The organism is Hahella chejuensis KCTC 2396, assembly GCF_000012985.1.
Taxonomy (GTDB): Bacteria; Pseudomonadota; Gammaproteobacteria; order Pseudomonadales; family Oleiphilaceae; genus Hahella; species Hahella chejuensis.
In genome coordinates, this window is record NC_007645.1 from 6644798 (window position 1) to 6668342 (window position 23545).

Genomic DNA, 23545 nt, shown 5'->3' on the forward strand with positions numbered 1-23545 from the left:
GTCTGCAACGACTACGTACACAGACTCCTGTCACAAGGAATTGTAATGATCTACCGCGTCCTGCTGGCCATGTGCGGTCTGCTGATCTGGCTCCCCGCAGCGGCGGAGCCTCTCAAACTCGGCGTGGGATTGCTAACCGCCTCCGGCGACGCCCGTGAAGGCGTCATTGAAACCGTGCGCCGCTTTGAAGCGCTATACCCAGGGGCCAAGGTGGAGGTCATCGCTAAATACGACGAGGAGTTCAAGCTTTCCACCCTGTCCTGGCTGGAGAAAGGCGGCGACAACGCGCCGGATATCTACTTCGGCAGCGCGGGTGAGCGCCTGTATCGTCTGGTGCGCAAAGATCTGGTGGCGGACATCAGCGCCATCTGGAACAAAGAGAAGCTGGACGAACAGTTCAAGCCCGGCATCAAGGCCTCGGTGAGTCATAACGGACAGGTTTACGCCATTCCCTTCGCTTACTATCAATGGGGGCTCTATTACAACGCCCTCACCCTGGTCCAGTACAATCTGGAGCCCCCGCAGACCTGGAGTGAGCTGCTAAAGGTCTGCGGCGTATTGAAGCAGCATAACGTGTATTGTTTCGGCATCGGCACAAAAGACTTCTGGCCCGCCGCCGGATGGTTCGACTATATCGACTTGCGTCTGAATGGTCTGGCTTTTCATCAGGCGCTTACCCGCGGCTGCGTGCCGTATTGGGATCGCCGGGTCGTTAAGGCCATGCGGTTATGGGCGGAATTGATCAACGCCGGTTATTTCTCTCCCGGCGCGGCGGAGCATGATTGGAGGGACGTGTTCCCGGAAATCTACCGCGGCAAAACCGTCTTCACTCTCACCGGGAATTTTGCCGAGACCGCCCTCGTCAACATCCCCGAAAGAGTTAAGGAAGCCATACGCTTTCTCCCCTTTCCCCGCATCGCCGATAACATGCCGAATTACGAAGACGCCCCCACGGATATCTTTTTTCTCAGCAAAGCCGCCGCCAACAAACCCTACGCTAACGAACTGATAGCCTTTCTGGCGCGTCCGGACATTCAGGAGCTGCTCACCAGCGGTTTGTTCATGATTCCGGTCAACATCAAAGCTCAGGCGCAGGATACTTACTTCGTAAAAGAAGGCCTCAAAGTGCTGCATGAGAGCGACGGCTTCGCACAATTCTTCGACCGCGACACGCCAAAAAGCATGGCTGACGACGCCATCCGCATCTTCAGCCAGTTTATTGAACACGGCGATGTGGAACGCGCCGTCAACGCTCTGGAAAAAGCCCGTATCGACGCTTATCAAGGCGTGCATGCAGCGGTGGACTGCTGAGGCTGGAATTACTTAAGCCCGTATTTTTCCTGCAACGCCCGAATCGTCTCTGCAGGCAACGCGGACTTCTGGCCATCAAGATAGACAGCGGCTTTGTCGCGGCGTTCCATGCCAATCAACGCCTGCACAATGCGTTCGGACAGTTCAGGGTCCTGTTGCAGTTGAGGATCGCTTTCCTGCGCTGTCACGCCAGCCTGGACGACGGTGAGATAGTCTTTGGTCTCCAGTGCGGCCTTGCTTAACAGCACGTAGCCTTCCAGGGTCAACTCGATCTTCAGGGAGGTCGTCACGGCTTTCACCGCGTCGTCATAGCGTCCGCTGGCGTAGTAGGACTGCGCCAGGGTCAGAGGGGCGAGATACCAGTCGGGATAGGCGTTGATGAGCTTGTTCATCAACGATTCCACCGCCTCGTAGGCGCCTTGCTGAATGCCCAGCTCAGCAATTTTGAGGTAGGGCCAGCGATTGCCGGGATCGAGTTTTACGCTTTGGTTAAACGCCTGCAGCGCCGCTTCATTTTGTTGCAAGTCCTGGTAGATTTTTCCCAGCCAGTATTCATAACGCCCATCTGTTCCGCCCAGTTCCGGCTCCAGTGAACGCCAATAATCCAGCGCCTGTTGCGGCGACTTGATTTCACTCAGCTTCTCCACATAGGCCAGTACTTTTTGTTGATCAACGTCTTTCTCAACGCCAAAGGTCGCCGCAGCCCAGAGCAGCGCACACAAGGCCGCAATTCCGCGCAGCCGGCGGAGAGCGCCGACGCTTTTTAATGTCACTCTTTTGTTCATGTACTAGCCCGTCTATAAGTTCTCCGCGTTCTTCGAGGGACGTCGCCATTCGACTGGCAACTCAGACACAGGCGTCATCGTTTCGCTCAATGGCGCATACTCAATACGTATCCGCTCGCCTTCAATAATAATTTTGGTCGGCGCTTGATTCGCCGCGCCCTCGGGTCCTCTGTCGATATCAACATTATCAAGGGCTTCGGAACTAACGCCACCGCATTTATCGTAGACAAGGTCGCCGCGATACAGTGTCAAAAACTCAAGCTTATCCGCCCACCCCGCCACGACATAATAAAGCTGATAAGCGTCGCCGTTCGTGTCTTTGGAGCTTAGCAGGCTGTATTGATCAGGAATAAAACATTCATCCGGTTCACGGGTCGTCCATAAATACGCCAGCGCCGTCACCGCCAGGAGCGCGAATATAAAAACGGCTAGAGACAGGTACTTCAGTAACTTCCACACGCTTGCTTGCGTCCTATGTATTTTATTGCGCCGGTGAGTATAGGGTTAGCTGTTTGGTTCAGGCAAAGGCGTCTGGGCTACCGGGGGTTTCTTTGGCGCTCTGGGGGGCCCTTCGACCGGCTCAGGGCGAACGGGGCATAGGGTGGCCCGACGGATGAAAGTATGTGTGAGTGGGAGTTGTATTGGATTAGTCTTTGCTGTGGGTTCGTTGGCGCTCTGGGAGGCCCTTCGACAAGCTCAGGGCGAACGGGGGGTTTTGTGTCCCGATTTATTCGCTTCTTTTCGCTTGAGGCCAGTCGATGGCTCTTTCCCTGTTCGAATAACTTTGGCATAAAGGCGCTGATTTTAATGGGACAGCTTATCAGGAGTCTGACTTGCACTATGTCGATAGGAGTAAAGTGGTGGAAACCTCCGCTTACTTAAAAACGCTTTCACAGGATAAAGACGATTTTTCCGAGCTTCTGCGCGCTGCAGGGGATGAGCTCGCTTTTTACAACTGGTGTGAGGAGGTTTTGCAGTCTTATATCGGCATGTATACGCCAGGCATTCTGGGGGTGTTTCTTTTTCAGATTCGCCCGGCGCGGCCCGAGGTGGATGAATGGGTCTGGGTGATTACCGGCGATTTGCCAACCGCGTATATCACCACGGAAGACGCGCCCAATGCCGCCTGCGCCCTGGATGGCTATATCGGAGCCATGGAGGAATGGGTGGCGGCGGTGGAGCAAGGCGAGTCGGTGCAGAATCTGATTCCGGTGAATGCGCCGCCGACGCCTGAATACGCGCAGGCGTTGAAGGTTCGGCTGGAGCTGCTGGACCAGCATATTCTTGCGGATTATCAGGATGATCTCGCGCAAACTGGACCGGCGGAATAATAGCGCATCTTCTGAAAACGGTTATTCAAACCGCTGTCGGTATTCGCTTGGGGTAACGCCGGTGAGTTGTTTGAAACTGCGACGCAGGGTGGCGTCGTCGGCGAAGCCCAGCTCATCGCTGATCCGGTAGATGGACTTGCTGGTAGCGATGAGTTCGTCGCTGACTTGGTTATGTTTGATCAACCGCATGAGCTGGCCGCTGCTGTAGCCGGTTTCCCGTTTTATCCGTCGCGCCAGGGTGCGGCTGGATAAGTTGAGGTGATCGGCCAACGCCTCCGTGGTCAACGCCTCGGCGGGACATTGCTCCACCCATAACGCGACCGCGCGCATGAAAGGCCCTTGTTGCAGCAGGCCGGGAATCCCCTGAAATGGGGTGTGACGCTCCTTGAACCGGGGTAGCACCATGTACTTCTGTATTTCCTCCGCCACTCTGCGACCGCAATGCTGCTCAATCAACGCCATACCGAGCGGCAGATAGCCGTTAACGCCCGCCGCGGTGGCGTTGCGAGTGTTCATCACCACCGTGGACGCCGGTTTCCAGCGCACACCGGGAAAGCGGTCTGCGGCGGTCTCCGCCAGCCACCATGTGGTGGTCGCAGCCTGCCCGGTCAGCTTGCCCGCTTCTGCAACCAGGCATACGCCCGTGCAATAACTTAATAGCATTACCTGATCAGGCAGCTTGCTCAGTGCCGCCACCAGCGCGTTATCCTGCGCCGTCACCACCGTGGTCGCATCCCGCCAGGCGCCGGGCACGACCAACGCGCCCAGATTCGCGTCGCTCAATTTGTTGGTGGCGATGCTGACGCCATTCCCCACTTCAAACGTCTCACCGGACAGGGTCAGCCAGTTCACCTCGAACTGTGGCTTATGCAAACGCAGATTTACCGCTTTGAAGATATCCGCCAACGCAAGCAATCCTGACGCGATGCATCCGGGATATAAAAGCAAACCGATATTCATAATGGTCTCGCCACTCTGTCCAAAAATGTATGTTTTATGTCTTAGATAGACATGCTAGCCATTGTCTGGACTCCCTACAATAAGTCCAACGCTAACAGACAGCCGGAGCCCGGACATGATCATCACACAGTTGCGCAACGCCACTCTCCTCGTGGAAATAAACGAGATGGCCATTTTGGTGGACCCCATGCTGGCGCCGCAGGGCGCGATTCCGTCGCTGAAGTACGCCACCCGCACTCGACGCAGAAACCCACTGGTGGGCCTGCCGCCAACCGCGCCGGAAATCCTGGAGAAAGTCACCCACTGCCTGATCACCCACTGTCAAAAAGGGCATTTCGATCATCTTGACCGGGCGGGAGTGAAGTGGCTAAGAGAACGGCGCATCCCCGTGTTTTGCATGCAGCAGGATGCGGCGTACCTGAAAAACAAAGGCTTGGTTGTCCAGCCAATACAGAATCAGTCCCGTCAGGCGTTTCTGGTCGGACGGATCACGCCGATTCCCTGCGTTCACGGCGAAGGTCTGATCGGCCGCTTTATGGCCCATGGATTCGGCTATGTGATGGCGTTTCCCGGCCAGCCAACGCTCTACATTATCGGCGATTCGATTTTCACCGATGTCATCGAACGGGCGGTCGAAACCTATCGCCCCGACGTGATCGTCATGCCCGCCGGCGGCGCGCAATTTGATTTGGGTGGGGAGATTATTATGGGCGCGGACGACGTGAGCAGAATGTGCGCGCTCAGCGGCGGGGTCGTGCTGGCCAACCATCTGGAGGCGTTGGATCACTGTCCGGTCACTCGCGCAGAGCTGCGGGCGCGACGGGAGCGCGAAGGATTACAGGACCAACTGGTTATTCTGGAGGACGGGGAAAGCTGGCGCGCCGATATCAAACATAGACGCGAGTCTCGCCCGTCCCAAACGCATGCAGCGCCACTACCCGCTGAATAGCTTTGGCGATTTTCTTGCCGCCCTGAGCGGAGGGTTCAATGGGAGACGTGGCGGAATAATCTCCCACGTCCTGACAAAGGTTGCGCAGATCGATGACAGGGAGCCGTCTGGCGATGGCTTCCTCCAGAATGATCTCATTGAACAGCGCCAACCCGGCCACGGTTTCCGTTCCCAGACCGGGGATATTGTTGTAAACGGTGCAGACCACCAGATTCGGGCTTCTTTCCAGCAGGGCCTCCAGCATGTTGCTGTAGTTGGAGCGAAAGGCGTCGCGCTCCCGGTCCATCGCGCGCATGGCCGCGCCGACTGTGTTAACGCGGGCGTCCAGAATATTAATCACGCTCAGGGCGTCATTGCCGCCGCAGCTCACGATGACGTGAGAGGCGTCGTCGGGAAAGTCCGCCAATTGCTTAGATACATCCGTGGTGACGCTGCCGTCCACCGCGATCAGAGTCACGGTGACGTCATCGCCCATCACCGCCTGGAGTTGCTCCACAACGGAATCGCCTTCATCGACGTAGGATGCATTATCAAATATGGAGTCGCCGACCAGAACCACGTGCACCGGCGTATTTATCGCGCTTACTTTAGCCATAACCCTGCTCTACTCGCCTCTCGAACGCCCACTACCAAAAGTCTTTTCCTTCTTCTCTGCTAAAACAGATAGCCCACTATTCCCGGTTTAACCAGTGGGGAAAGGGTTTACCCTAGGCGGATGCGGCGAATTTCTCAGAATTAACCGCTAATTACCAAGCCGGCTTTCTATACAGTTCCCTTCTCAGCATAGATAATTTCCGCGTGAAGCGGTCCCCTTCAACCCGAGTATACGCCGGGATAGTAGAACAGGAAAAAGTGAAATTTAATGACATCGCCGACAATTGCTAAGCCCATGTGGCTGTCTGGATCAGAGTGTAAAGTCGGTATTCTTTATCTGGCGGCGATAGCCTATCCGGCGGGACTGGTTTATGACGCCGTTTATCGACACCACGATCACTACACTGGAATCACCAGTTGGTATGGACTGGCGTCGCCAAGCGCTGAGGTTATCGCTTTCATGCCCGTCAAAGACGCCTTGCGATACCTGACCGGAGCCTATTACATCGAGGAAGGCTACCAAGCCGACGCCGCCATATTGCCCTGGCGCGACGGCGAACCAGACGCCAAAGCGCCCCAGATCGCCGCCGCTCCGGGCTCTTACGATATCCTCACCTGGGACGAAGAATTCGGCTGGAGCACACCCATCGCTTACTGCCGCGGGCATATCCCACTGGAAGCATTCCTGAATGCAGCCGCCAGATATATTCCTTTAACGCGCAAGACCTGCTGTCGGCCTTAAGACGCGCTAATCAGTGTCGCCAGTTCAAAAGTTCTGGAGGACAAGCATTAACAGTAAACCAAGCAGCCTCGGGCTCTAAGTTCATCGAGCCATTCCGGCTCTTGCAGCCGCTCGGACCAGCGCAGGTCCAGTTTGCAGAGGTTCTCCAACGACAGGATCGACTCAGGCAACGTCTTAAGACGATTTTTTCTGAGATCCAACAGGCGCAGTTGTTTCAGCTCGCCGATGGAGTCTGGCAGTTGCTCGATAGGATTATTGCGCAGATCCAACTCTTCCAATGACGCGCAACACCCGATTTCATCTGGCAACGTCGTAATCTGGTTGCCCTCCAGGAATAACTTACGCAGTTTGATTGAACGACCAATCGTTTGCGGCAGTTCAGTCAGGCGATTGTTCTGGAGATACACTTCTTTCAGCGTTCGGGACAGAAAGAATGAATCCGGCAAGGCGATAAGACCGCTGTTATACAACCTGAACTCCACCAATGACTCAAAACTGAAATCCTCCGGCAATGCCGTCAGCGGGTTGTCGCTCAGATTAAGGTAGAGCAATTTGTCCAATTGCTTCAGAGAGCCAGGGAGCGCGGCAATTTTATTGTTGCTGGCGTATAAAAACTCTACGTCACGACAGTGTGCAATCGAGCCAGGCATCTCACTCAACCTGTTGTGCGCGATATCGATAATCTTCAACTTGGTCAGATTGCCAATCTCACTGGACACCGCTTCCAGCTGATTCTTGCTGACGTTCAAATCTTCCAGCTGAGTCAGACTCCAGATCTCAGGCACAATCTCCGCGATCTGGTTATCGAAGACACTGAGTTTTTTCAGTTCCGCCGCACTTCCGATACTGTGCGGAATAGCGCTGATGCGGTTGCCGTTCAAAGACAACTCACGAAGAGAAGCGTAATCCTCAATGACCGGAAAGGAATCCAGCTTCTCGTTGTTTATTGAAATAATCCTGTTATTCACTTTCAGAGTTCCACGAGGTAAAAGGCGTATGGTAAAGGTAAGCGTTACGATAACGGCGGTCTTCAGTCACCTCAAGCCCTAGCCAGTCTGGGGAAGCAAACGGCTCATCTACGCTATCAAGCTCAATCTCAGCCATCACTAAGCCTTGGTTGTCGCCGTGAAATACATCGACGGACCATTCTTTATTCGAAACGGACACTATGTATCTGGTTTTCTCAATTGGCGGGCGCTCCATCGCGGACGCAAACAAACTTTCTCCGTCCGCCACAGGAATCGGGTACTCATACTCCTCGCGAACGATACCAGTCTGATTCACCTTGACGGTGAGATAGTAGTTATCGTTTTTATTTCGCAAGCGCACTTCCTTATTTGCATCCAAGAACATATAGCCCTGCCGGATCTGATGAATGGACTTAACCTCCATACGCTCAGGATCAAAGCGCTCTACAAGAAACTTCCGTTCTATTTCCAGGTTGTCCATTTTCATCACTCTTGGGTTACGACTTCTCTTAGTTTCACTTCAAGCCTTAAATATGAAAGCAGGCTGAATATCAGGGCCGCCACTGATACAGCGGCAAAAAGATATTTCAAATTATCCCAGTCGCCATTAACGACAAACAGTGAAGCGACAATAGGGCCAAAGAACGAACCGAAGTTGCCCGTGTGAATATAGCCGGACTTAATTTCTATCATTTCATGCTCATTGAAAGCCACCAATGTCACCAGAGAGAAAACAGCGCCTTCAAATACGCCCAGGAATAGAAAGTGAATGCAGTAATGGAGCGGCGATAAATCATCCGTATCAAACATATAGGCCACATTAACGCCAATAAAAACCGCCGAAATGGCGATCATTAATAGCGGAGAGACGTTCTTGCTGATCAGATACGAGGTTACCAGGACCGAGAAGACTCCCAGTAAGGTGCAAATGAAGATGATAGTAGTAGCGTAGTCGATGCCTTCTGCTGAGTTCTCCGATAGAAAGGAGGTAATCATGGACACGCTTGAAATGTACATCAGCGTAAAACACAGAAACACCATCATGATGAGCTGATAGGGTCTGTGCGTTAGCAACCTTTTATAGATAGACAGACCAAAACCGTCAGCGTTCGTCTGGGCAGGCGTTGCTTCTTTGGCCTTGTGATAGACGCTCATGTACGCCGCCAGCAAACACAGGAGCATGAGTGAGTGCGCCAAAAACACCGCATTCCAAGAAAAAATCGTGATGATGTAAGGAAAAATAACGTTGGCGGCGGCAAAACCTACTCCAAACACAGCCCCCCATAACGCCATCACGACATTAGTGTTGTTCTTACACACTTTGAACAGGAGAGTCGGGATGGCGATCATCATCAGGATATTGGTGATCCCCTCCACTACCCTTAGAAAAACGAAAACATATGATTCTGTTGTGAAGTACATCGCCAGCGAAGCCAGAGACGCGACCACCAAAGACCGGGTCACAATGACTTCTACGCTTAATTTTTTAACAAGACTCGCCAGATAAGCCCCAAAGAAAATGCCTATAAAGCTGATCATAGAAAGAATTGAGTTGGCTTCGACGATGGTCATTCCCATGTCTGACGAAAGATAGGGAACAATGATTGGGAACTTCGAGTACTGAAATACAACAACCACTCCCAACAAGAACAAAAAGGCAACCTTCACAAAAGAAACTCCTTTTCTACTTAGTAAACAGTAGGACTAACCCATACGCCATGCACAAACCTGTCACTAAATGATTGTACAGTCCACTCTTTATATTATTATAAATCAGTTTCCCTACGCTCAAATAAACAGCAATCGCCATGACGGGATAATAATAATTTAGAGAACGAAAATCCTCGCCCAGTATAGTGAAGATAACAGTTAGCTGCGCTATAGCAAAGATCAAATATCCATAAGCTATATTACTACGCACTTTTCCCTTATCACTGTATAGACTTGAAGCAAGTATGGTAAGCAGAGCGCCTCCCATATTAGTCAATCCATGTATCAGCCCCATAATTGGAATGTATGAGAAGAGAAAACGCGAAGCAAAGTGGCCCATAAAAGCAGATGCTTTAACAGATAACCTTGATATAGCTGTCAACACCATTCCTACACCAATCAGCGAGTATAATACACTGGGCTCGTCAAAACTAGCGGAAAAATATATCCCCATAGCAATGGTGGGAATAGATAATAATGGAAGGGTTAATTTAAGTTTATCGAGTTGACGCCATGAGGAACTTACCTGCACCGCACTGATTACCAAAGAGCAAGGTAAAAGTATAATTAAAGTCTCTATAAAACCATAGCCGAGTATAAGTAGCGTAGGCGTCCCAAAAACCAATAAGCCAACGCCCAATATAGATTGCACGACAGAAAATATTAAAACAACTATTACAACATCCATTATCACACTCCATTATGTTACATCTATGCATCCGCTTTATGGTCACTCGCCACTTTGGTAATACTTAAATCATCCAAATTAACTGCACATAAATTCCCTCCCCAGACACAACCGTCGTCGCAGCATATATAATAATCGCTAATGGTCATCCCCAGCGCCGCCCAGTGACCAAATACAATCTTATAGCCTGCGTTTCTTTTCACATCTCTACACGCATACCAAGGATAGAGACAGTCAGGTTGGGAACCTGGCGCGCAATTGAATGAAGTATTCATAAGGCCATTAGAATCCACAAACTTAACCCGGGTTAGCGCTTGTGCGGTATATATAAGGTTTGATTCAAAATCATTGCTTAGTCCATCAGGCAATCCAACGCTGTACATCTTGCGTAGAAGCCACTCATATCCATGCTCCGCTATGGATTCTTCCAATAACTTCACCTGTTTTCTGAGCTGACTGACCGGCCAGTTGAGTGGTATTCCTCCATGCACCACAATGACAGCGCCGCCCTCATCCCAATGAGCGAATTTGGCGTCTTCAAGCCAGGCGACATAGTCCTTGGCTCTTGGGCTGCGCAACAGTCTTTCCGTGCGATCCGACTTCTTCGGCGCAGCCAATCCATAATGCGTCGCAAGAAGTTTCAGGTCATGGTTGCCAAGCACCTTAACCACCGCGTCGCCATACTCCATGAGCTGCGCTATCACTTCTTCGGAAGCGGGGCCTCTACCCACCAGGTCGCCAGCAAGAATGAGCTTGTCGTAAAGGCGGTTGAACTTAATTTTCCGAAGCAGGCGGTTTAACTCATCCGCACAGCCATGAATATCTCCAATGATATAAGTGCTCATAACTCATTAACTTCCACTTTGTTCTGCACTTTTATCGCTCTCATTAAATCTACCTCCCTGATTCCATCCTGCTGACAGCCAGACAGATGCATAGCATTTCTTGATATATTTATATCAATTCTGAAGTTATCTTTATTTCTATAAAGAAATCCTCTTAATGAGTCCGGATGACTTTCTTCTGGGTTCGTACTTCCTTGTAGAAAGCACTTCAATACATCAAAGGACGTATCCGAATAAAAAGTAAAAAAAATAGAACGGCTTTTATCCGCTAGAAAGTGACTAAGCTGAAGTGGATAAAATCCATTCGCCAGAATTACTTTTTTTCCATCCAGGTCCGCCTTAACAACATAAAGTCCTTCCTCAATGCGGACAGCAGGCTCTCCACAATGCCAGAGCGCCATAAGACGCTGGCTAGAGTAGCCTATACGTTGTAACGACAGACTTCCGTATACCTCGCACTCGGAGCCGGAAAGCGCAACAATGCGCGCGTACAGCTCCTGATTTGCAGCGAACTCATTGGGAGACATGGAAGCGTATACATAGGCTTTTTCATATACGCCATTGATCAAGTTATGTTCTTTTAGATAGCCGCCAGGGAGAATATGACAACTGTCAATGCAAACACCGTATTTATCACAAAGCTGGTGAAAGTATGAAAATACCTCTTTCGTATTAATCAAACTATTCGCCAGTTCCGGCTTCAGAATTATCAAGCCATTTGAAGCATCGAAGCTTGGTTTTTTGTATAAATGAGATCTATGCTTGCACCTGATTTCCCTGAAACAACTCTGCAAAAATCCATTTTTACTCATAAAATTTAAGTCACCATTTCCAATGGCAGGTGATTACATTCATTAAGCGCATCCAAATGCCATCGGGAGCGACGCCATGTAAGCGTCGTTAAAGAACAATTTTTTATCTGGTAGCAAACGGTGTCCGTACTATGAATAACTCTCAGAATAGTTTTAATCACGCCTCCATGAGTAAATAGAAAGACATCCTTACTTTCATTGTGCGTAAGCTGTTTGAATACATCTGCAACAGCGCGCCTGAAATCCAGATACCTTTGACTATCGGAAAGTAACCGCTCATGCTTCGCCGGATGTGCGAAACCTGGCAGCTCGCTCGCCACATGAAAACTTGCTTCCTTCAATCCGGTAGCAATCGAGTAATTAACGCCAGCCGCGTTTACTGTCTGCACAGACCGGATCAACGGACTGCTATAAAATACGCTTTCTGTTTGATTGCCGTTGACGAGGGCGGAGAGTCTTCCCCCAAGTAACAACGATTGCCTGACGCCAAGCTCAGTGAGAGCGCTGTCTTTACTTGCGCTCTCTCCAGTTTGCCACTTGGATTGGCCATGCCTGATAAGGTGTACTTTCATTATCTTCCCAAAGATCAGCCGGACACAGATTGCGTCCGGCTATCGCCAGTTACTCTATTCCTAGCGCTTCAGCCGCGCGCTGATATTTGATGTCATAGATAACCTTGGTTGAGAATCGCTGCTTCAAGCTATCCACCAGATAGTCAATCAGCTCGATAATGCGCACATCTTCAGAGATTTCTTTTTTGATTCTTGGATATATGGAAATTTCCACTTCCTGGAAAAAAGCCTTTCGTTCTCCATTAATATCCTTTCTGTAATCCATAACTCTGGACCGATCCAAAGAGCAACGAAGTACGTCATACTCGTCAATCCGGACAAAGAACGTAGAGCGATTGCCAAAAAGGAGCACAGCTGGCTCCAGCTCTTCGCCAGAGATATTAAACTCCCTGAACAAATACTTACCTGGCTGATCAAGCTCTTTATCTTTTAATAAGTCTTTTACAATTTTGACGGACTCAGGGCTGTATGGAGCCTCCTGAATTTGCTTTTTCTTCTCGTCCTGAAAAACATGGCGGCGATCCAGCCGGTTTCCATGCTCGTTTTCCGGCATTTTAAAAGCGCAGAAAGCATGAGTGACTTTATTGCACGAAGTCCGTAAAAGCGCACCAGTCGGCAAGAGCTTATAATCTTTGGTGTCGTAGTAGACGGCGGTATTTAGAGGCGGATTCTCCCTGACGCCTTCTTTTTCCAGGAAGCGCACGCCGTTGATGTGTTTCGCCGCATCTTCAGCCACGAAGTCCAACCATTCAAAATACTGCTCATCCGTCACGCCATTCATATCAACTTTTACCGCAAGTTGATTAAATACGTTATGGCCTTTTTTTACTTCAAAAACTGGTTGAGAGTTATCTATCTTCAGACTTTTCATGCTGATTCCAAAATCCTTCTTAGTTTATTTTCCAATTGCGCCGGGCTCATCATAGGGGTGTTATGTTCCTTGCCACGATCTGGATAGAACGTGTTATAGGTATTTGTGAACTCCCTTTCTCTTGGGCCACGCAGCACAAAAGTGCATAACGCTTCGCCTTTTTCAGGGAAATTAACCCTGTGCGTAACGAGATAGTTTAGGTAGTAGGTTTGCCCCTGAACGTATTCTGTTTTAGCAATCTTGTTCAATTGGGCTTCGCTTTCAAAGTCACAGGTATGAATATTTCCTGTTTTTGAAGGCATGTATTTATATTTACGAAATGTTTTCAGCTCAACTGACTCTTCATCCGCCTCAATAAAATTATCAGAAGAAAGTTTTCCTCTGAATATATGAGACCAGAAACTGAACCGGTGATTATGAACTAACTCTTCATGCCTTTTAGAGTCGTCCAGATTTGGGTTCCAATTATGCAAGGTCAGTCTATACCCTCTTGGATCAGGGTTATCTATTAGTACTATTTTGTCGAAGTGATTGACGTGCTCGTACGAGCGTCCCGCAATTTTATCCAACAATTCTTCAGAGTTCAGAATCTCCAACAGCATACGCTCTGGGATATTTTCTTTAACAAGCCCTTTCATAAAGTCCAAGTTATATTTTATGGCCTCTTCAGTACTCACATCCTTTGGTAGGTCAAGTAGTTTTTCGGCTACTTCGTCTAAAATTGATAGCTCTGTTAACTGCACAATATTCCCTTAACTTAACATTGGCGTCTTATTTTTTAGAAAAACAAAACGCTAGCTTACCTACATCCATATTCGAAAATATGGCGTCCATATATCCGCATAGATAGCGAATCGAGTGTATTATCCGACCACTCCTTATTATCGATGAAAGGAATGTCGCGAGTATTTTTATCAACTCCTTCGTGAAGCGAAATGTCCCTGCTTCGTCAATGAGTGCATTATATAAAAGCGTAACGACACATCAGTGCAATGCCGCTGAATTTATGTGATTTTCGTTATTATTTTTTATGCATTCCTATGGCTTCATTTATATAGATGAAGGCAAGCATTCGGGATGTACAGGATTTGGAAGGAGCAGCACAAAACTTGCCCAAGCTTGTTGCTTCCCCGGTAGAAATTAAGAGCTGACGTGACGGAGATTCTAAGGTGGGACCATGGGCTCCTGAGAAGGCCTGAGAAATTTCCTGATGTAGAAGTCGGCCATATCCGACTCCTTCAGCTCATAAGTCGCCGCTATGTGTGGATTTAAGACGAGCAACAATGTCGCTGCGATAATCATGATGACGAAATCCGCGCAGAAAGCCTCAACGCCCAGGAAGACAGTGACATCACCACCAAGGAACAGCTCAACCAGTATCAATGCGCCAGCGATTGGAGCCGCTGTGCCTAGGGATAACTCTAGCTTTATTACTAGCCAAACCTGTGACATCCTTAACTATACGCGCAATAACGCTATCTCATATTATTATGTTCAAAGGAAGTTAGGGGCATGGATTTTTCAGGCAGAGTATTTTTTCTTCTATCGCAACGATGCATTGTGAATAATTAGGTGTAAATATGACTATCACTATTACCAGTTCTGTAGGTATAAATGGTGCCAATAGGAGAAATGACGTCGCTATCATCCAAGCACTGATTAATGCCTTTGACGCCTGGAAAACTGAGATTAAACCATTAACGGTAGACGGTAAAATTGGAAACAAATCCATTTATGCCATAAAAGAATTTCAAAAACAGGCAATTGGAATAAGACACCCCGATGGCAGGGTAGATCCCAATGGAAAAACTTTTCGATATTTAACCATGTATTTAAGCAATGATGAGCTATCTCTCCTGGAAACCTCACTGTTTAATGGAAAAGAAGCAACTCTCATAGTTTCTACTAAAAAAATACAGTCATTCTCTGGCCTAAGTGGTCAAACTGTCACCTACAAAAGCACCCTTCCGAAGGATCAGCAACTTGTATCAAATTATGCTATTTCTGTTATAAAGATAGCGCTTAAAGAAGCAGGAATGTCCCACGCAGTTATTACCTCAACCCTTCGAACGCCGAGTGAGCAGGCGAAACTAATGTATAAAAATGCAAAGCTCAATCTGAAGAAACAGTATGCTTTATACGGTCGAAATGGTGACAAAGTCCTAGATATATATGATAGTAACAAGGAAAAATCAGAGAGCGACATTATTAGCTTAATGGAGGACGAGATAGTAAATCTTGAGAAGGCCGGAAAAAGGGTGTCAAAGCATTGTGTTTCCGAGAGCTCATACAAAACCTTAAACGTCTTCGATATTGGCTACAATTCAACAAAGTCCGCAAGCAAAAATTTCAATAAAGAAAAATTTCACAACGCATTAAGTCAACTCAATAAAGATGGGTACATAAGCCAGTTAATTGATGAGACAAACAAATCAAATAAGTGCTGGCATATAGAAATTATCCCAAATAATAAGGCACTCCCTATATATGACAAAGGATCTATCTTAAACCCCATAAAATACATAAATGGACTTTGCTAATTGGAGCCTGAAGTGAAAAAAATCATATTCTCCTCATTTTTACTTATTGCAACCGCTAGTTGTAGTGCTGAAGAAGTCGAATGCCACTATAAAGCTTCGTTTGTTCAGGAGGCGGCCGTAACAGATAGCAGTGTGGCGCTTTCACACTGGAGCACAGAACGAGACAGAAAAAGCGATGAATATATAAAAAAGCTTTATCTTGTGTATAAAAATGGCGATATCGCCGTTATAGAACACAAATACTGTGACATGTATAACTTTGAGGTCAGCTATTCTTTCTCCAGTCAGAATCCAGCCCCCACAAGCCAGTCCATTGGGCAAATCGTCGCCAAGCATGCTCAATACGCTCAACTCACGCCAACCTATTCGCCCTCGCTGAGCAGCATAGTGACATCCGAGTTGGAGAAAAACGCATTTAATGGCCAGAAGCCTCTCTCACTTGGGTTGCCTCAAGAACCACTCACCTTCGACGACTTTGTCGAATACAGCGTTTCCTTTTTGCCGAATAAAGAAAGCAACATCCTGCAATCAAGCCTGAGCTTCTATATGGGCATTGGCGGGGCGGATTAAGCCTGCGCCGTTGAGATTTATGGGGTACGAGGTGAAGGCTTTGAGGCGCTGTTGGATGGCGCTTTGCTTATCCAACCTACGGTGATTGAGAGTCAGAGATTACGTAGTTCTCGTCAGCGGATTGGATAAGCCCAAATAAAGAAAAACGCCCTGCCCGTTCAATAGGTTCAGGGCGATCTCAGGATCGAGCAAAGTCTGCAGCCCAATAATTTACGGATCAACTGCCGCTTGGCAGTGGAGCGCCGATGGGTTGCATGTCGAGGAGGATATTTTTTGCTTCTTGTTTCCATTGCAGAGGCAACGAATAGTTGGGGAATCTGAGTGCTAGCACCGCCCCCTCGTTGAGTAAAGCGCGTACATTCGCCGGCATTTCCTGGTCCAGTTCCGCGCAGCCCTCGGCGTTCACTAAACCGCTAAAAGAAAGCGGTTCGACTTCGCCCAGCGCTTTGTGCGCTTCCAGACGCCAGCTCGAATTTTCGCCGATGTTGAATTGCTCTCCATGAGGCTGACTGAATCCCAGTCCGCAGGCTTTGAGAACGATCGGCAGCGCGGGGAGAGGCTGAGCTGTTCGTTTTTGATCACGCAAAAATTTCCCCCAGATCAGGCGGGCTTCAGGCGAGTTCAGCGATACGTAGTTATAATCATCCGGCTTGCGTAGGGCCTCCAGCCGTTTCAGGCCTTGTTCCAGTTTGTCTATGTCGGTTTCGTATCTGAGTTCCTCTTCCAACAGGTTTCTGGCGGGTTGGCGGGCCGCTTCCAGCCCTGACAGGGAGGCTTTCTCGTAGTGAATCAACGCCTGTTCTCTATTGCGCTCTTCCTGACCCCATCCCATTTCCGCAATGCGGGCCAGATGATAGTGGGCCACCGGCTCGTCCTGCGCGGCGCTTTTGCTGAAGGCGGATTGGGCTTCCACGTAGTTTTTCTCATCAAGCATTAGCACCCCGTAGTTGGTCCATGCCTGCCTGAGGCCTCTGTCCATCCCCTTCTGCAGCCACTCCACCGCCTGCTTTCTCATGGCGGACGAGTCAAAACTATCACGCTCTCCCGGCAATAAGTGTCTGGACATCTGGTAAGCGCGCACATATTGCCGGGAGGCTTCGAAGTCATAGCCTGCGTCCGGTTTCAACTCATGCGCCTGAGCGTAGTAATCGCCGGACTTGAGAATGTTGGGAAGCACGCCCGCCACGGCAAACACAGACGTAGGATCGGGCTCGTTATACGCAACCGCGAAATTAATATACGTAGGCATCTTCAACCCCCGCTCCAGCGCTTCCTGCAAAAGCGGTATTGCGGCCTTGGGTCGCCCGGCGTCAATCTCCATCACGCCCAGGTTATGGCTGGCTCGCGCAGAGCCTTTCTCCCGAGCCTGTTGATAAAAAGCACGCGCCTGCTCGCGGTCCTCATTAACGCCTTTTCCAAGATCGTGAGCTTTACCAAGCAAAAACAGGGCGTCTGCATCACCCTTGGCCGCGGCGTCACGAGCCTGAGAAAAAAATTCATCGTACTGCCCGCTGTTGAACAACTCTTCCGGCGTTGCGGCGCACGCGGAACGCCAACCGGCGCCGCTTATCAGTAATCCACACAGCAGTCCGGCCAAATAGTGTTTTTTCATATGAGGTTGTAAAAGTATGACTCGTTGAGTGAAGGGATATCAGGTTGTGGAAAACGGAGAAACGCTGTGATGTTATCCGAGCGTATTCCCGAAAGAAATATAGCGAGAACAACGCCTAAAGTCCGTCGTGGGGGGGGAAACAAGCTTGCTTTCACCCGAAGCGGAGAAGCACCGTTGGATGGCGCTTCGCTTATCCAACCTACGGTGATTGAGGTTCAGAGCATCAATGCTTTACGCCGTAGCTCTCGCCAAGCGGATTGGATAAGTCCGAATGGAGAAAAATGCCGGTTAGTTCTTCCACTAATCATGGGCCAAGGAAAATCAATCTTTACGGAGCTCTACCATCGACATGATTCGTTGGGCATCCTCCAGCATTCGCTCTCTTCTTAACTCTTTTGGGTCTCCGACTTCAAAAGACATTCGGAAACCAATCGTTAAATAATATTCATCGCTTAACGGATATGCCCAATAATAACTATGCCGGTACCCCGCACGTCCCTCTGGACCGATATAATATGCTAACCACTCAATATTATTAATGATCTGCCGGTCATAGCCCTCAGGCAGTCTGACGAGGTATTGCGAAGGAGCTTCGCCCTTGGTAAGAGCATTATCTTTAAATTTTTGACGCGCTCTCCAATTTGCGCCCCCTCGACAATCCGTCTCGTAATAGTTCCAATATTCGTGCTTCAAGTATTTCTCTAAACTACTAAGATCGCCTTCGATAATTGGAGTGTGGCCTTCAGCTCTATTAACATCTACATGCATACTAAGCCGACATAGCTTTCCAAAACTCCCTTGGAAAAACATACCTTTATAGCCCCATACACCAAACCCCATGGTTACATGAGTTCTATTGAACGTTTGCTCTGTATTTGAGTCAAACATATCGGCTCGAAGATTAAGATATGAGGGAAACGGCGGGGTCTGGGTCCCTTCGGAGTATGAGCTACTCGGAAGTTTATATGTCAACCTATAATCGCCAATACCACACTCTTTAGTAATGACATTGGAAAAATCGGGACCTTTCCCTGTCAATATGGCCACTGGCATAGTTTTATAACCATCTTTTCAATGTTTGACGCCGTAGCTCTCGCCGAGCGGATTGGATAAGTCCGAATGGAGAAAAATGCCGGTTAGTTTTGACTGCCTGTAAGCTTCGGCGAAGGCTTCATTACAAAATATGCCCTGGAAGGTATCCAGTTCCGTTCGGAATATAGGAAAGCCGCCAACCTTGGACTCGTCAAAGGCGATGTTTACCAAGTTCTGATTAGCATCGTACGCCGTCAAACGCCGATCCACGCCATCCACTTCTTCCGCTGTTCGCAAAGGATTGAATAGGTAGCCGTGGGATTCGTCAAAGTTAACCGGTAAGAACTCCCCTGCTTGGGCCAAAAGACCGCTCAGTGCTTTGTAGGCCTTTTCATTAAAGAAAAGTCGACCGTTCCTGGCTGCTATATCTGGGATATTTTTTGCACGGCTTTCTGTCGCTTTAAATCGGATAGTTAACGGTTTCCAAACAGCGCTGTAAGGCACAGGCGAGCGCTTGATATGAAACGGGTATTCGCGCCCCAGCTTTTTCAGGACTTCGCCCGTGGGGATCTCGAAAGTTAGATAGGATTCCTCATGAATAATACGATATATAGTCATGTTTATATCTTCCATCCAAAGCTTCGTAGAACTATAAGCTCACCACTCCAATTAATCATTTTTAACATTAAACCAAGCCAGCTTTCTATACATGACCCGGCTCATAAACGATAATCAAAATCGTTGTCAATATACATATGAATTTCGAAGTTCAAAACCATCTTATCCATGCTTAAAGGATTAGTCACTATGACCGACAAGAAAAAAAACGAAACTCCAAACAAGCCAGCTTACGTACCTCGTTTTAAGCCAACCCCAGAAAACATAAAGAAAGTCGCCGATGCATTCGAAAGAGCAAGAAAGGATGCCGAGAAAAATGGACACAAGTGGACCATGATTGTTTACTAAACACAGGGAAGTATTTAATGAGCAAGGCTAAAAAGGTTTGGCTTAGTCCACAGATAAAGAGCCAGTTCCAAGCAATTCCAGAGCTTCAGGACTTAATAAGGGATTTTATCGAGTACAAGAAAGAAAACTTAAAATTCAATGACACAAATAACTATATAAACATTAGATATCTTATCGGGAGGGATGTTCCTTATGACAAAGATCCTCTTAAGCTAGAAGATACATACCACGCACATATTCTAGAAAAAGGCTCTCCCTCGCATTTGAAGGCGACAAGAAGATACAACTTTAACAAACAAGTAGACTGGACAAGCAATTACGCCCTAGTATACTGCACGCTTTGGTCAGAAGATAAACTTCCACATAAAGAAAGAAGCGCATTTGGAATACTTGATTTCTGGCTTGATGCGCATGGCCAGCTCAATACAAATTCTAAATTCAGACTTCAAGAAATGGTTGATGAGTTTGAAAGAGCGGTAAATAAAGGAGAGACAATGCTATGGTAGCTTCAAATAGTGAAGTCAATTGGCGCCAGGGCGCTCCAGAAAAAGGCGGTATTTATTATGTCTCCGCCATCCAGTATCCAGCAGGCACTGTTTATGATGTTCTCTTTTGGCAGGTTGATCCAAGTGGAGATAGTTACTGGGTGCCCTTCGACTCCAAAATCGCCAAGGTAGTCGGTTTCATACCCGTTTCTGAAGTCATAGGCGCCTTCACTGGTGTTCTAGATCCTTCTGATGGTTCTAAAGTTCCAGACGCCATTATCCAATGGCAATATGGCGAGCCAGATCGCACAAAACCTTGTCTTGCCGCCCTTCGCTATATGTACGACGTGATGACCTGGGATGAGGAGTTTGGCTGGAGCGTTCCTTTGGAGCACTGCGACGCTTATATTCCCTTGGATGAGTTTTTAACGAAAGTCGCCGATCTCCTGCCTTTTGAAGATAAGAACCAGTAACATACGCACAATGTTGGATGGCGCTTCGCTTATCCAACCTACAGTTATTGCCATACACGCCCAGTTGCTTCCCTGGGCGCACGCCACGCATTCTTAACAGAACATCTCTATCACTGACGCCGCCGAATTTTCGTAGGTTGGAAAAGCGCAGCGCCTTCCAACATTCGGAGTAGCTCAAATCCCCCTCCGCTACAAAATCCCATTCTCCACAAAACTAAACTCCTCCATCCCTCCAATAATCACATGGTCCAGCACTCGCACTTCCAACAGGTCGAGGGTGCGTTTCACTTCTCGGGTGAGGCGGATGTCTCTTTGGCTTGGGCGGGCGTTTTGGGAGGGGTGATTGTGAGCGAGGATGACGGCGGCGGCGTTGAGTGAAAGCGCCTTTTTGGCGATTTCGCGGGTGTGGACGGTGGATTCGTTGTAGGTGCCCCGGAACATCAGATCGAATTCGATAACGCGGTGCTGATTATCCAGAAACAACACGCCGAAGGCTTCGTGCTGGAGTTCCGCCAGATTCAGTTTCAGGTAGTCGTAGGCGAAGCGGGGGCTGGCGATCACTGCGCCGGGCTCGCGCAGGCGGGCGGCCAGGATGGTCAGTGCTTGTTTAATGATATTATTAAACTAGATCCTTAAAGAAATTCTAATAGTTGTGCCTCAGCACATTAAGACATAAAAAAATATTCATTAGAATCCTTCTATATCATCTTCAACATTCTTCATACATACACGAAAATAAGAAAATTCATCATCTGTTATCTCCTTTGCATGAGCATCAACTCTGGATGAGTTTATAAATTCCAAAGTGGAGAAAACATCTTTTTTCGTTCTTGAGAAAACGTGATTAAAAACATCCCAATTCTTTGAAATTATTTTTGATATATCCGAAAAATATATTTCACTCTTATTAGGGTCAAAAATCTCTCTATATTTACTTCCTTTTAGCCTGTCTTTTCTTGGATTACCAAATATTTCTAAAACTTTTTCTTTTGCTTTATTCTCACCGAAGCTGACCATCAAAACCATTCTAACAATATTTCTTAATTTAACCTCCGCCCTATTCCTTCTTTCTGATATCTCGCTCCACTTTTCTTGAACCGTAAGTCTCAATTTTTGATACTTATCCTTCCCTACAATATAGTCCTTAACCGCATCAATATTAAAATCATATCCAAGCCTATTTTTTCTAATTATCCCATACCCTATTAGATGAGACGTATATGAGTGATGCATTTCTGCAAACCCATTAAAACTCTCAAAGTCCTCGTTTGCCAGCATAGATAACATATCATACTCATCTGGATAAAATTCTTTCAAAACGACTATAATCATTTCTATATAGTTTGAGCAGTTCGTCATAAAGTCGTCTTTCCCCTTCTTATACGCCAATCTATCAATATCTACAGGACGTTCCTTATCGCTAACATTCTTCGATATCAAACTACACACATGTCGCATAAGAAAAGGATGACCTCCAAAATCTTCTGTCAGCCTTGAGAACACTGCTTCGTTGAACTTTAAACCCATTCTCCTACCAAGCTTCCTAACCATTTCTCGAGTATCTCTAACTTCAAACCCTGGTATATATGTTGGCTGAAAATGGTTGAATATAGGATTATCTATACTGTCTATCTTGGGTAGCTCGACACATGTCGGATTTGTACCAACAATCAAATACGACAATAGACGATCATTTCTTTGAAAGATTGATCTAAGTGTTTGCCAAAACAAAGCAAAGTCTATTCCATTTCGCCAGTGTTCCGAAGATGCTGTATCTCGAGATATATTTTCTATTTCATCAAAAATAAAAAACAGTGGTATCTTTTTAATATCTCTACAAGAAATTAGAAACTCTTCGAAGAAAATAGATGCATTTTTTTCATTAAATTCACTCTCTCTAGGCAAACTTGTTGATAAATTTAATATGGACTTAACTCTAACACACATGTAATGCAAAGCTTCATTCCATCTCCTCTGATTAAAAGACGTATCTTGACAATCAATAATTATAGACTGAATACCTTCTCTCTGAAGGTTCCTTTCAATACCATTAACCAGTGATGTCTTACCGGTTTTTCGAAGCCCAAATAGCCCCGAATTCTCTCCACTCTTAAACCTATTAACAAGCTCTTGAATCAAATCATTTCTACCAAAAAAATAAATATCTTTTTTTAATGGAGCCTCAAAGGCAAACAAGTCCCTACTATAAAAATACTTTCTAAATCTATTCCTAAAAAAATACTGATCATCAACTCTCTTTAACTCCTCATATGAAAATGGAATAATTATTTGCGACTCAGGCTCACTTTTAATCAAGTCGGTTAAAGATGACTCAACATTTTCGTCCTTACTTATCAACACATTACATATCTTCTCTATACGTAACGTTGAATGACGCCTTACCACATGTTCGAATACATCAAGAGTTCTAGCCTGAATCCTCTCATAAGGACTAAACACAACAACAATTTCCCTATCAAGGTTAAACATATCCTTATAAATTTCTGTTGGACTTACAATTATATATCTATATTCACTATTTATTCCCAACTGAACCTTCTCACCACCATGTGTAACATAAAACTCTTTTGAAACCACTTCTATTATGGATTTCTCTACATCCAAGAAATGGTTATATTTAAGAAGCTTATGCTTTCCAGGATATACAGTATTTCCCATGCCCACCTCCTAAAATAAAATTCAATATATTTTCTCCATCAATACTCCCC

The 23545-nt window shown here is 47.3% G+C and carries 27 protein-coding genes; 9 read left to right on the forward strand and 18 right to left on the reverse strand.

Annotation, left to right across the window (positions count from 1 at the left end; translation table 11 throughout):
* Positions 1-45: 45 nt before the first annotated feature.
* The gene (locus HCH_RS29400) at positions 46-1311 is read left to right on the forward strand and encodes an ABC transporter substrate-binding protein (protein WP_011400210.1); all 1266 of its coding nucleotides are present in this window, start codon (positions 46-48) and stop codon (positions 1309-1311) included.
* Between the two features lie 8 nt (positions 1312-1319).
* Here the strand turns inward: HCH_RS29400 and HCH_RS29405 are convergent, their stop codons facing one another.
* Complete coding sequence (locus HCH_RS29405) at positions 1320-2084, reverse strand: tetratricopeptide repeat protein (RefSeq protein WP_158305000.1); 765 nt, start codon at positions 2082-2084, stop codon at positions 1320-1322.
* A gap of 24 nt (positions 2085-2108) precedes the next feature.
* Complete coding sequence (locus HCH_RS29410; protein WP_011400212.1) at positions 2109-2555, reverse strand: hypothetical protein; 447 nt, start codon at positions 2553-2555, stop codon at positions 2109-2111.
* 374 nt (positions 2556-2929) lie between these two features.
* On the opposite strand from HCH_RS29410, the gene HCH_RS29415 reads away from it, so the two are divergent.
* The gene (locus tag HCH_RS29415; protein WP_011400213.1) at positions 2930-3427 is read left to right on the forward strand and encodes a hypothetical protein; all 498 of its coding nucleotides are present in this window, start codon (positions 2930-2932) and stop codon (positions 3425-3427) included.
* Positions 3428-3448: 21 nt separating this feature from the next.
* Here HCH_RS29415 and HCH_RS29420 read toward each other — a convergent pair whose 3' ends face one another.
* On the reverse strand, positions 3449-4387 hold the full coding sequence (locus HCH_RS29420; RefSeq protein ID WP_011400214.1) for a GlxA family transcriptional regulator: 939 nt from the start codon (positions 4385-4387) through the stop codon (positions 3449-3451).
* 115 nt (positions 4388-4502) lie between these two features.
* Here HCH_RS29420 and HCH_RS29425 point away from each other — a divergent pair, with 115 nt between their 5' ends.
* Complete coding sequence (locus tag HCH_RS29425) at positions 4503-5336, forward strand: MBL fold metallo-hydrolase (protein ID WP_011400215.1); 834 nt, start codon at positions 4503-4505, stop codon at positions 5334-5336.
* Here the strand turns inward: HCH_RS29425 and HCH_RS29430 are convergent.
* Entirely contained in the window at positions 5275-5931 is a 657-nt protein-coding gene (locus HCH_RS29430) for an SGNH/GDSL hydrolase family protein (protein ID WP_011400216.1), read from the reverse strand. The two genes, HCH_RS29425 and HCH_RS29430, sit on opposite strands and share 62 nt — an antisense overlap.
* 267 nt (positions 5932-6198) lie before the next feature.
* Between HCH_RS29430 and HCH_RS29435 the strand changes: the two genes are divergently transcribed.
* Positions 6199-6672: a hypothetical protein gene (locus HCH_RS29435; RefSeq protein WP_011400217.1), complete on the forward strand. Its 474-nt coding sequence runs from the start codon at positions 6199-6201 to the stop codon at positions 6670-6672.
* 47 nt (positions 6673-6719) lie between these two features.
* Here HCH_RS29435 and HCH_RS29440 read toward each other — a convergent pair whose 3' ends face one another.
* The 9 genes from HCH_RS29440 to HCH_RS29480 are packed head-to-tail and all read right to left on the reverse strand — an operon-like array spanning position 6720 to position 13881.
* Positions 6720-7640: a leucine-rich repeat domain-containing protein gene (locus tag HCH_RS29440; protein WP_011400218.1), complete on the reverse strand. Its 921-nt coding sequence runs from the start codon at positions 7638-7640 to the stop codon at positions 6720-6722.
* Complete coding sequence (locus HCH_RS29445; RefSeq protein ID WP_011400219.1) at positions 7633-8121, reverse strand: CYTH domain-containing protein; 489 nt, start codon at positions 8119-8121, stop codon at positions 7633-7635. The genes HCH_RS29440 and HCH_RS29445 overlap by 8 nt, the downstream gene beginning before the upstream one ends.
* A 5-nt stretch (positions 8122-8126) precedes the next feature.
* A complete protein-coding gene (locus HCH_RS29450; protein WP_011400220.1) occupies positions 8127-9308 on the reverse strand; it encodes an MFS transporter in 1182 nt (393 codons plus the stop codon).
* Between the two features lie 16 nt (positions 9309-9324).
* Entirely contained in the window at positions 9325-10038 is a 714-nt protein-coding gene (locus HCH_RS29455) for a TSUP family transporter (protein WP_011400221.1), read from the reverse strand.
* Positions 10039-10061: 23 nt separating this feature from the next.
* A complete protein-coding gene (locus HCH_RS29460; protein WP_011400222.1) occupies positions 10062-10883 on the reverse strand; it encodes a symmetrical bis(5'-nucleosyl)-tetraphosphatase in 822 nt (273 codons plus the stop codon).
* On the reverse strand, positions 10880-11695 hold the full coding sequence (locus HCH_RS29465) for a hypothetical protein (RefSeq protein ID WP_011400223.1): 816 nt from the start codon (positions 11693-11695) through the stop codon (positions 10880-10882). Before HCH_RS29465 ends, HCH_RS29460 begins: the two co-directional genes overlap by 4 nt.
* Positions 11696-11700: 5 nt before the next feature.
* Positions 11701-12267 (reverse strand): histidine phosphatase family protein, encoded by a 567-nt coding sequence (locus HCH_RS32805; protein ID WP_011400224.1) that lies wholly within the window; start codon positions 12265-12267, stop codon positions 11701-11703.
* Positions 12268-12316: 49 nt separating this feature from the next.
* A complete protein-coding gene (locus HCH_RS29475; RefSeq protein ID WP_011400225.1) occupies positions 12317-13138 on the reverse strand; it encodes a hypothetical protein in 822 nt (273 codons plus the stop codon).
* Positions 13135-13881 (reverse strand): hypothetical protein, encoded by a 747-nt coding sequence (locus HCH_RS29480; RefSeq protein WP_011400226.1) that lies wholly within the window; start codon positions 13879-13881, stop codon positions 13135-13137. Before HCH_RS29480 ends, HCH_RS29475 begins: the two co-directional genes overlap by 4 nt.
* A gap of 837 nt (positions 13882-14718) precedes the next feature.
* Between HCH_RS29480 and HCH_RS29490 the strand changes: the two genes are divergently transcribed.
* Together HCH_RS29490 and HCH_RS29495 are read left to right on the forward strand one after the other, a co-directional pair.
* The gene (locus tag HCH_RS29490) at positions 14719-15678 is read left to right on the forward strand and encodes a peptidoglycan-binding domain-containing protein (protein ID WP_011400228.1); all 960 of its coding nucleotides are present in this window, start codon (positions 14719-14721) and stop codon (positions 15676-15678) included.
* Positions 15679-15690: 12 nt separating this feature from the next.
* Positions 15691-16248, forward strand: coding sequence for a hypothetical protein (locus tag HCH_RS29495; RefSeq protein WP_011400229.1), 558 nt, complete (start codon positions 15691-15693; stop codon positions 16246-16248).
* Between the two features lie 217 nt (positions 16249-16465).
* Here HCH_RS29495 and HCH_RS29500 read toward each other — a convergent pair whose 3' ends face one another.
* From HCH_RS29500 to HCH_RS29510, 3 genes are all read right to left on the reverse strand, one after another.
* The gene (locus HCH_RS29500) at positions 16466-17860 is read right to left on the reverse strand and encodes a tetratricopeptide repeat protein (RefSeq protein ID WP_011400230.1); all 1395 of its coding nucleotides are present in this window, start codon (positions 17858-17860) and stop codon (positions 16466-16468) included.
* Positions 17861-18181: 321 nt separating this feature from the next.
* Entirely contained in the window at positions 18182-18748 is a 567-nt protein-coding gene (locus HCH_RS29505) for a hypothetical protein (protein WP_337998576.1), read from the reverse strand.
* A gap of 183 nt (positions 18749-18931) precedes the next feature.
* Positions 18932-19525 (reverse strand): hypothetical protein, encoded by a 594-nt coding sequence (locus HCH_RS29510; RefSeq protein ID WP_011400232.1) that lies wholly within the window; start codon positions 19523-19525, stop codon positions 18932-18934.
* Between the two features lie 174 nt (positions 19526-19699).
* Here HCH_RS29510 and HCH_RS34340 point away from each other — a divergent pair, with 174 nt between their 5' ends.
* From HCH_RS34340 to HCH_RS29520, 3 genes are read left to right on the forward strand one after another with little or no spacing between them, the layout of a single operon-like run.
* Entirely contained in the window at positions 19700-19858 is a 159-nt protein-coding gene (locus HCH_RS34340; protein WP_158305001.1) for a hypothetical protein, read from the forward strand.
* A gap of 17 nt (positions 19859-19875) precedes the next feature.
* Complete coding sequence (locus tag HCH_RS29515; protein ID WP_049781146.1) at positions 19876-20364, forward strand: type II toxin-antitoxin system YafO family toxin; 489 nt, start codon at positions 19876-19878, stop codon at positions 20362-20364.
* The gene (locus HCH_RS29520; protein ID WP_011400235.1) at positions 20358-20816 is read left to right on the forward strand and encodes a hypothetical protein; all 459 of its coding nucleotides are present in this window, start codon (positions 20358-20360) and stop codon (positions 20814-20816) included. The genes HCH_RS29515 and HCH_RS29520 overlap by 7 nt, the downstream gene beginning before the upstream one ends.
* A gap of 189 nt (positions 20817-21005) precedes the next feature.
* On the opposite strand, the gene HCH_RS29525 is transcribed toward HCH_RS29520, so the two are convergent.
* Both HCH_RS29525 and HCH_RS29530 read right to left on the reverse strand, forming a co-directional pair.
* Positions 21006-21377, reverse strand: a complete 372-nt coding sequence (locus tag HCH_RS29525; protein ID WP_011400236.1) for a JAB domain-containing protein — start codon at positions 21375-21377, stop codon at positions 21006-21008.
* Between the two features lie 126 nt (positions 21378-21503).
* Entirely contained in the window at positions 21504-23495 is a 1992-nt protein-coding gene (locus tag HCH_RS29530; RefSeq protein WP_011400237.1) for an AAA-like domain-containing protein, read from the reverse strand.
* Positions 23496-23545 lie beyond the last annotated feature (50 nt).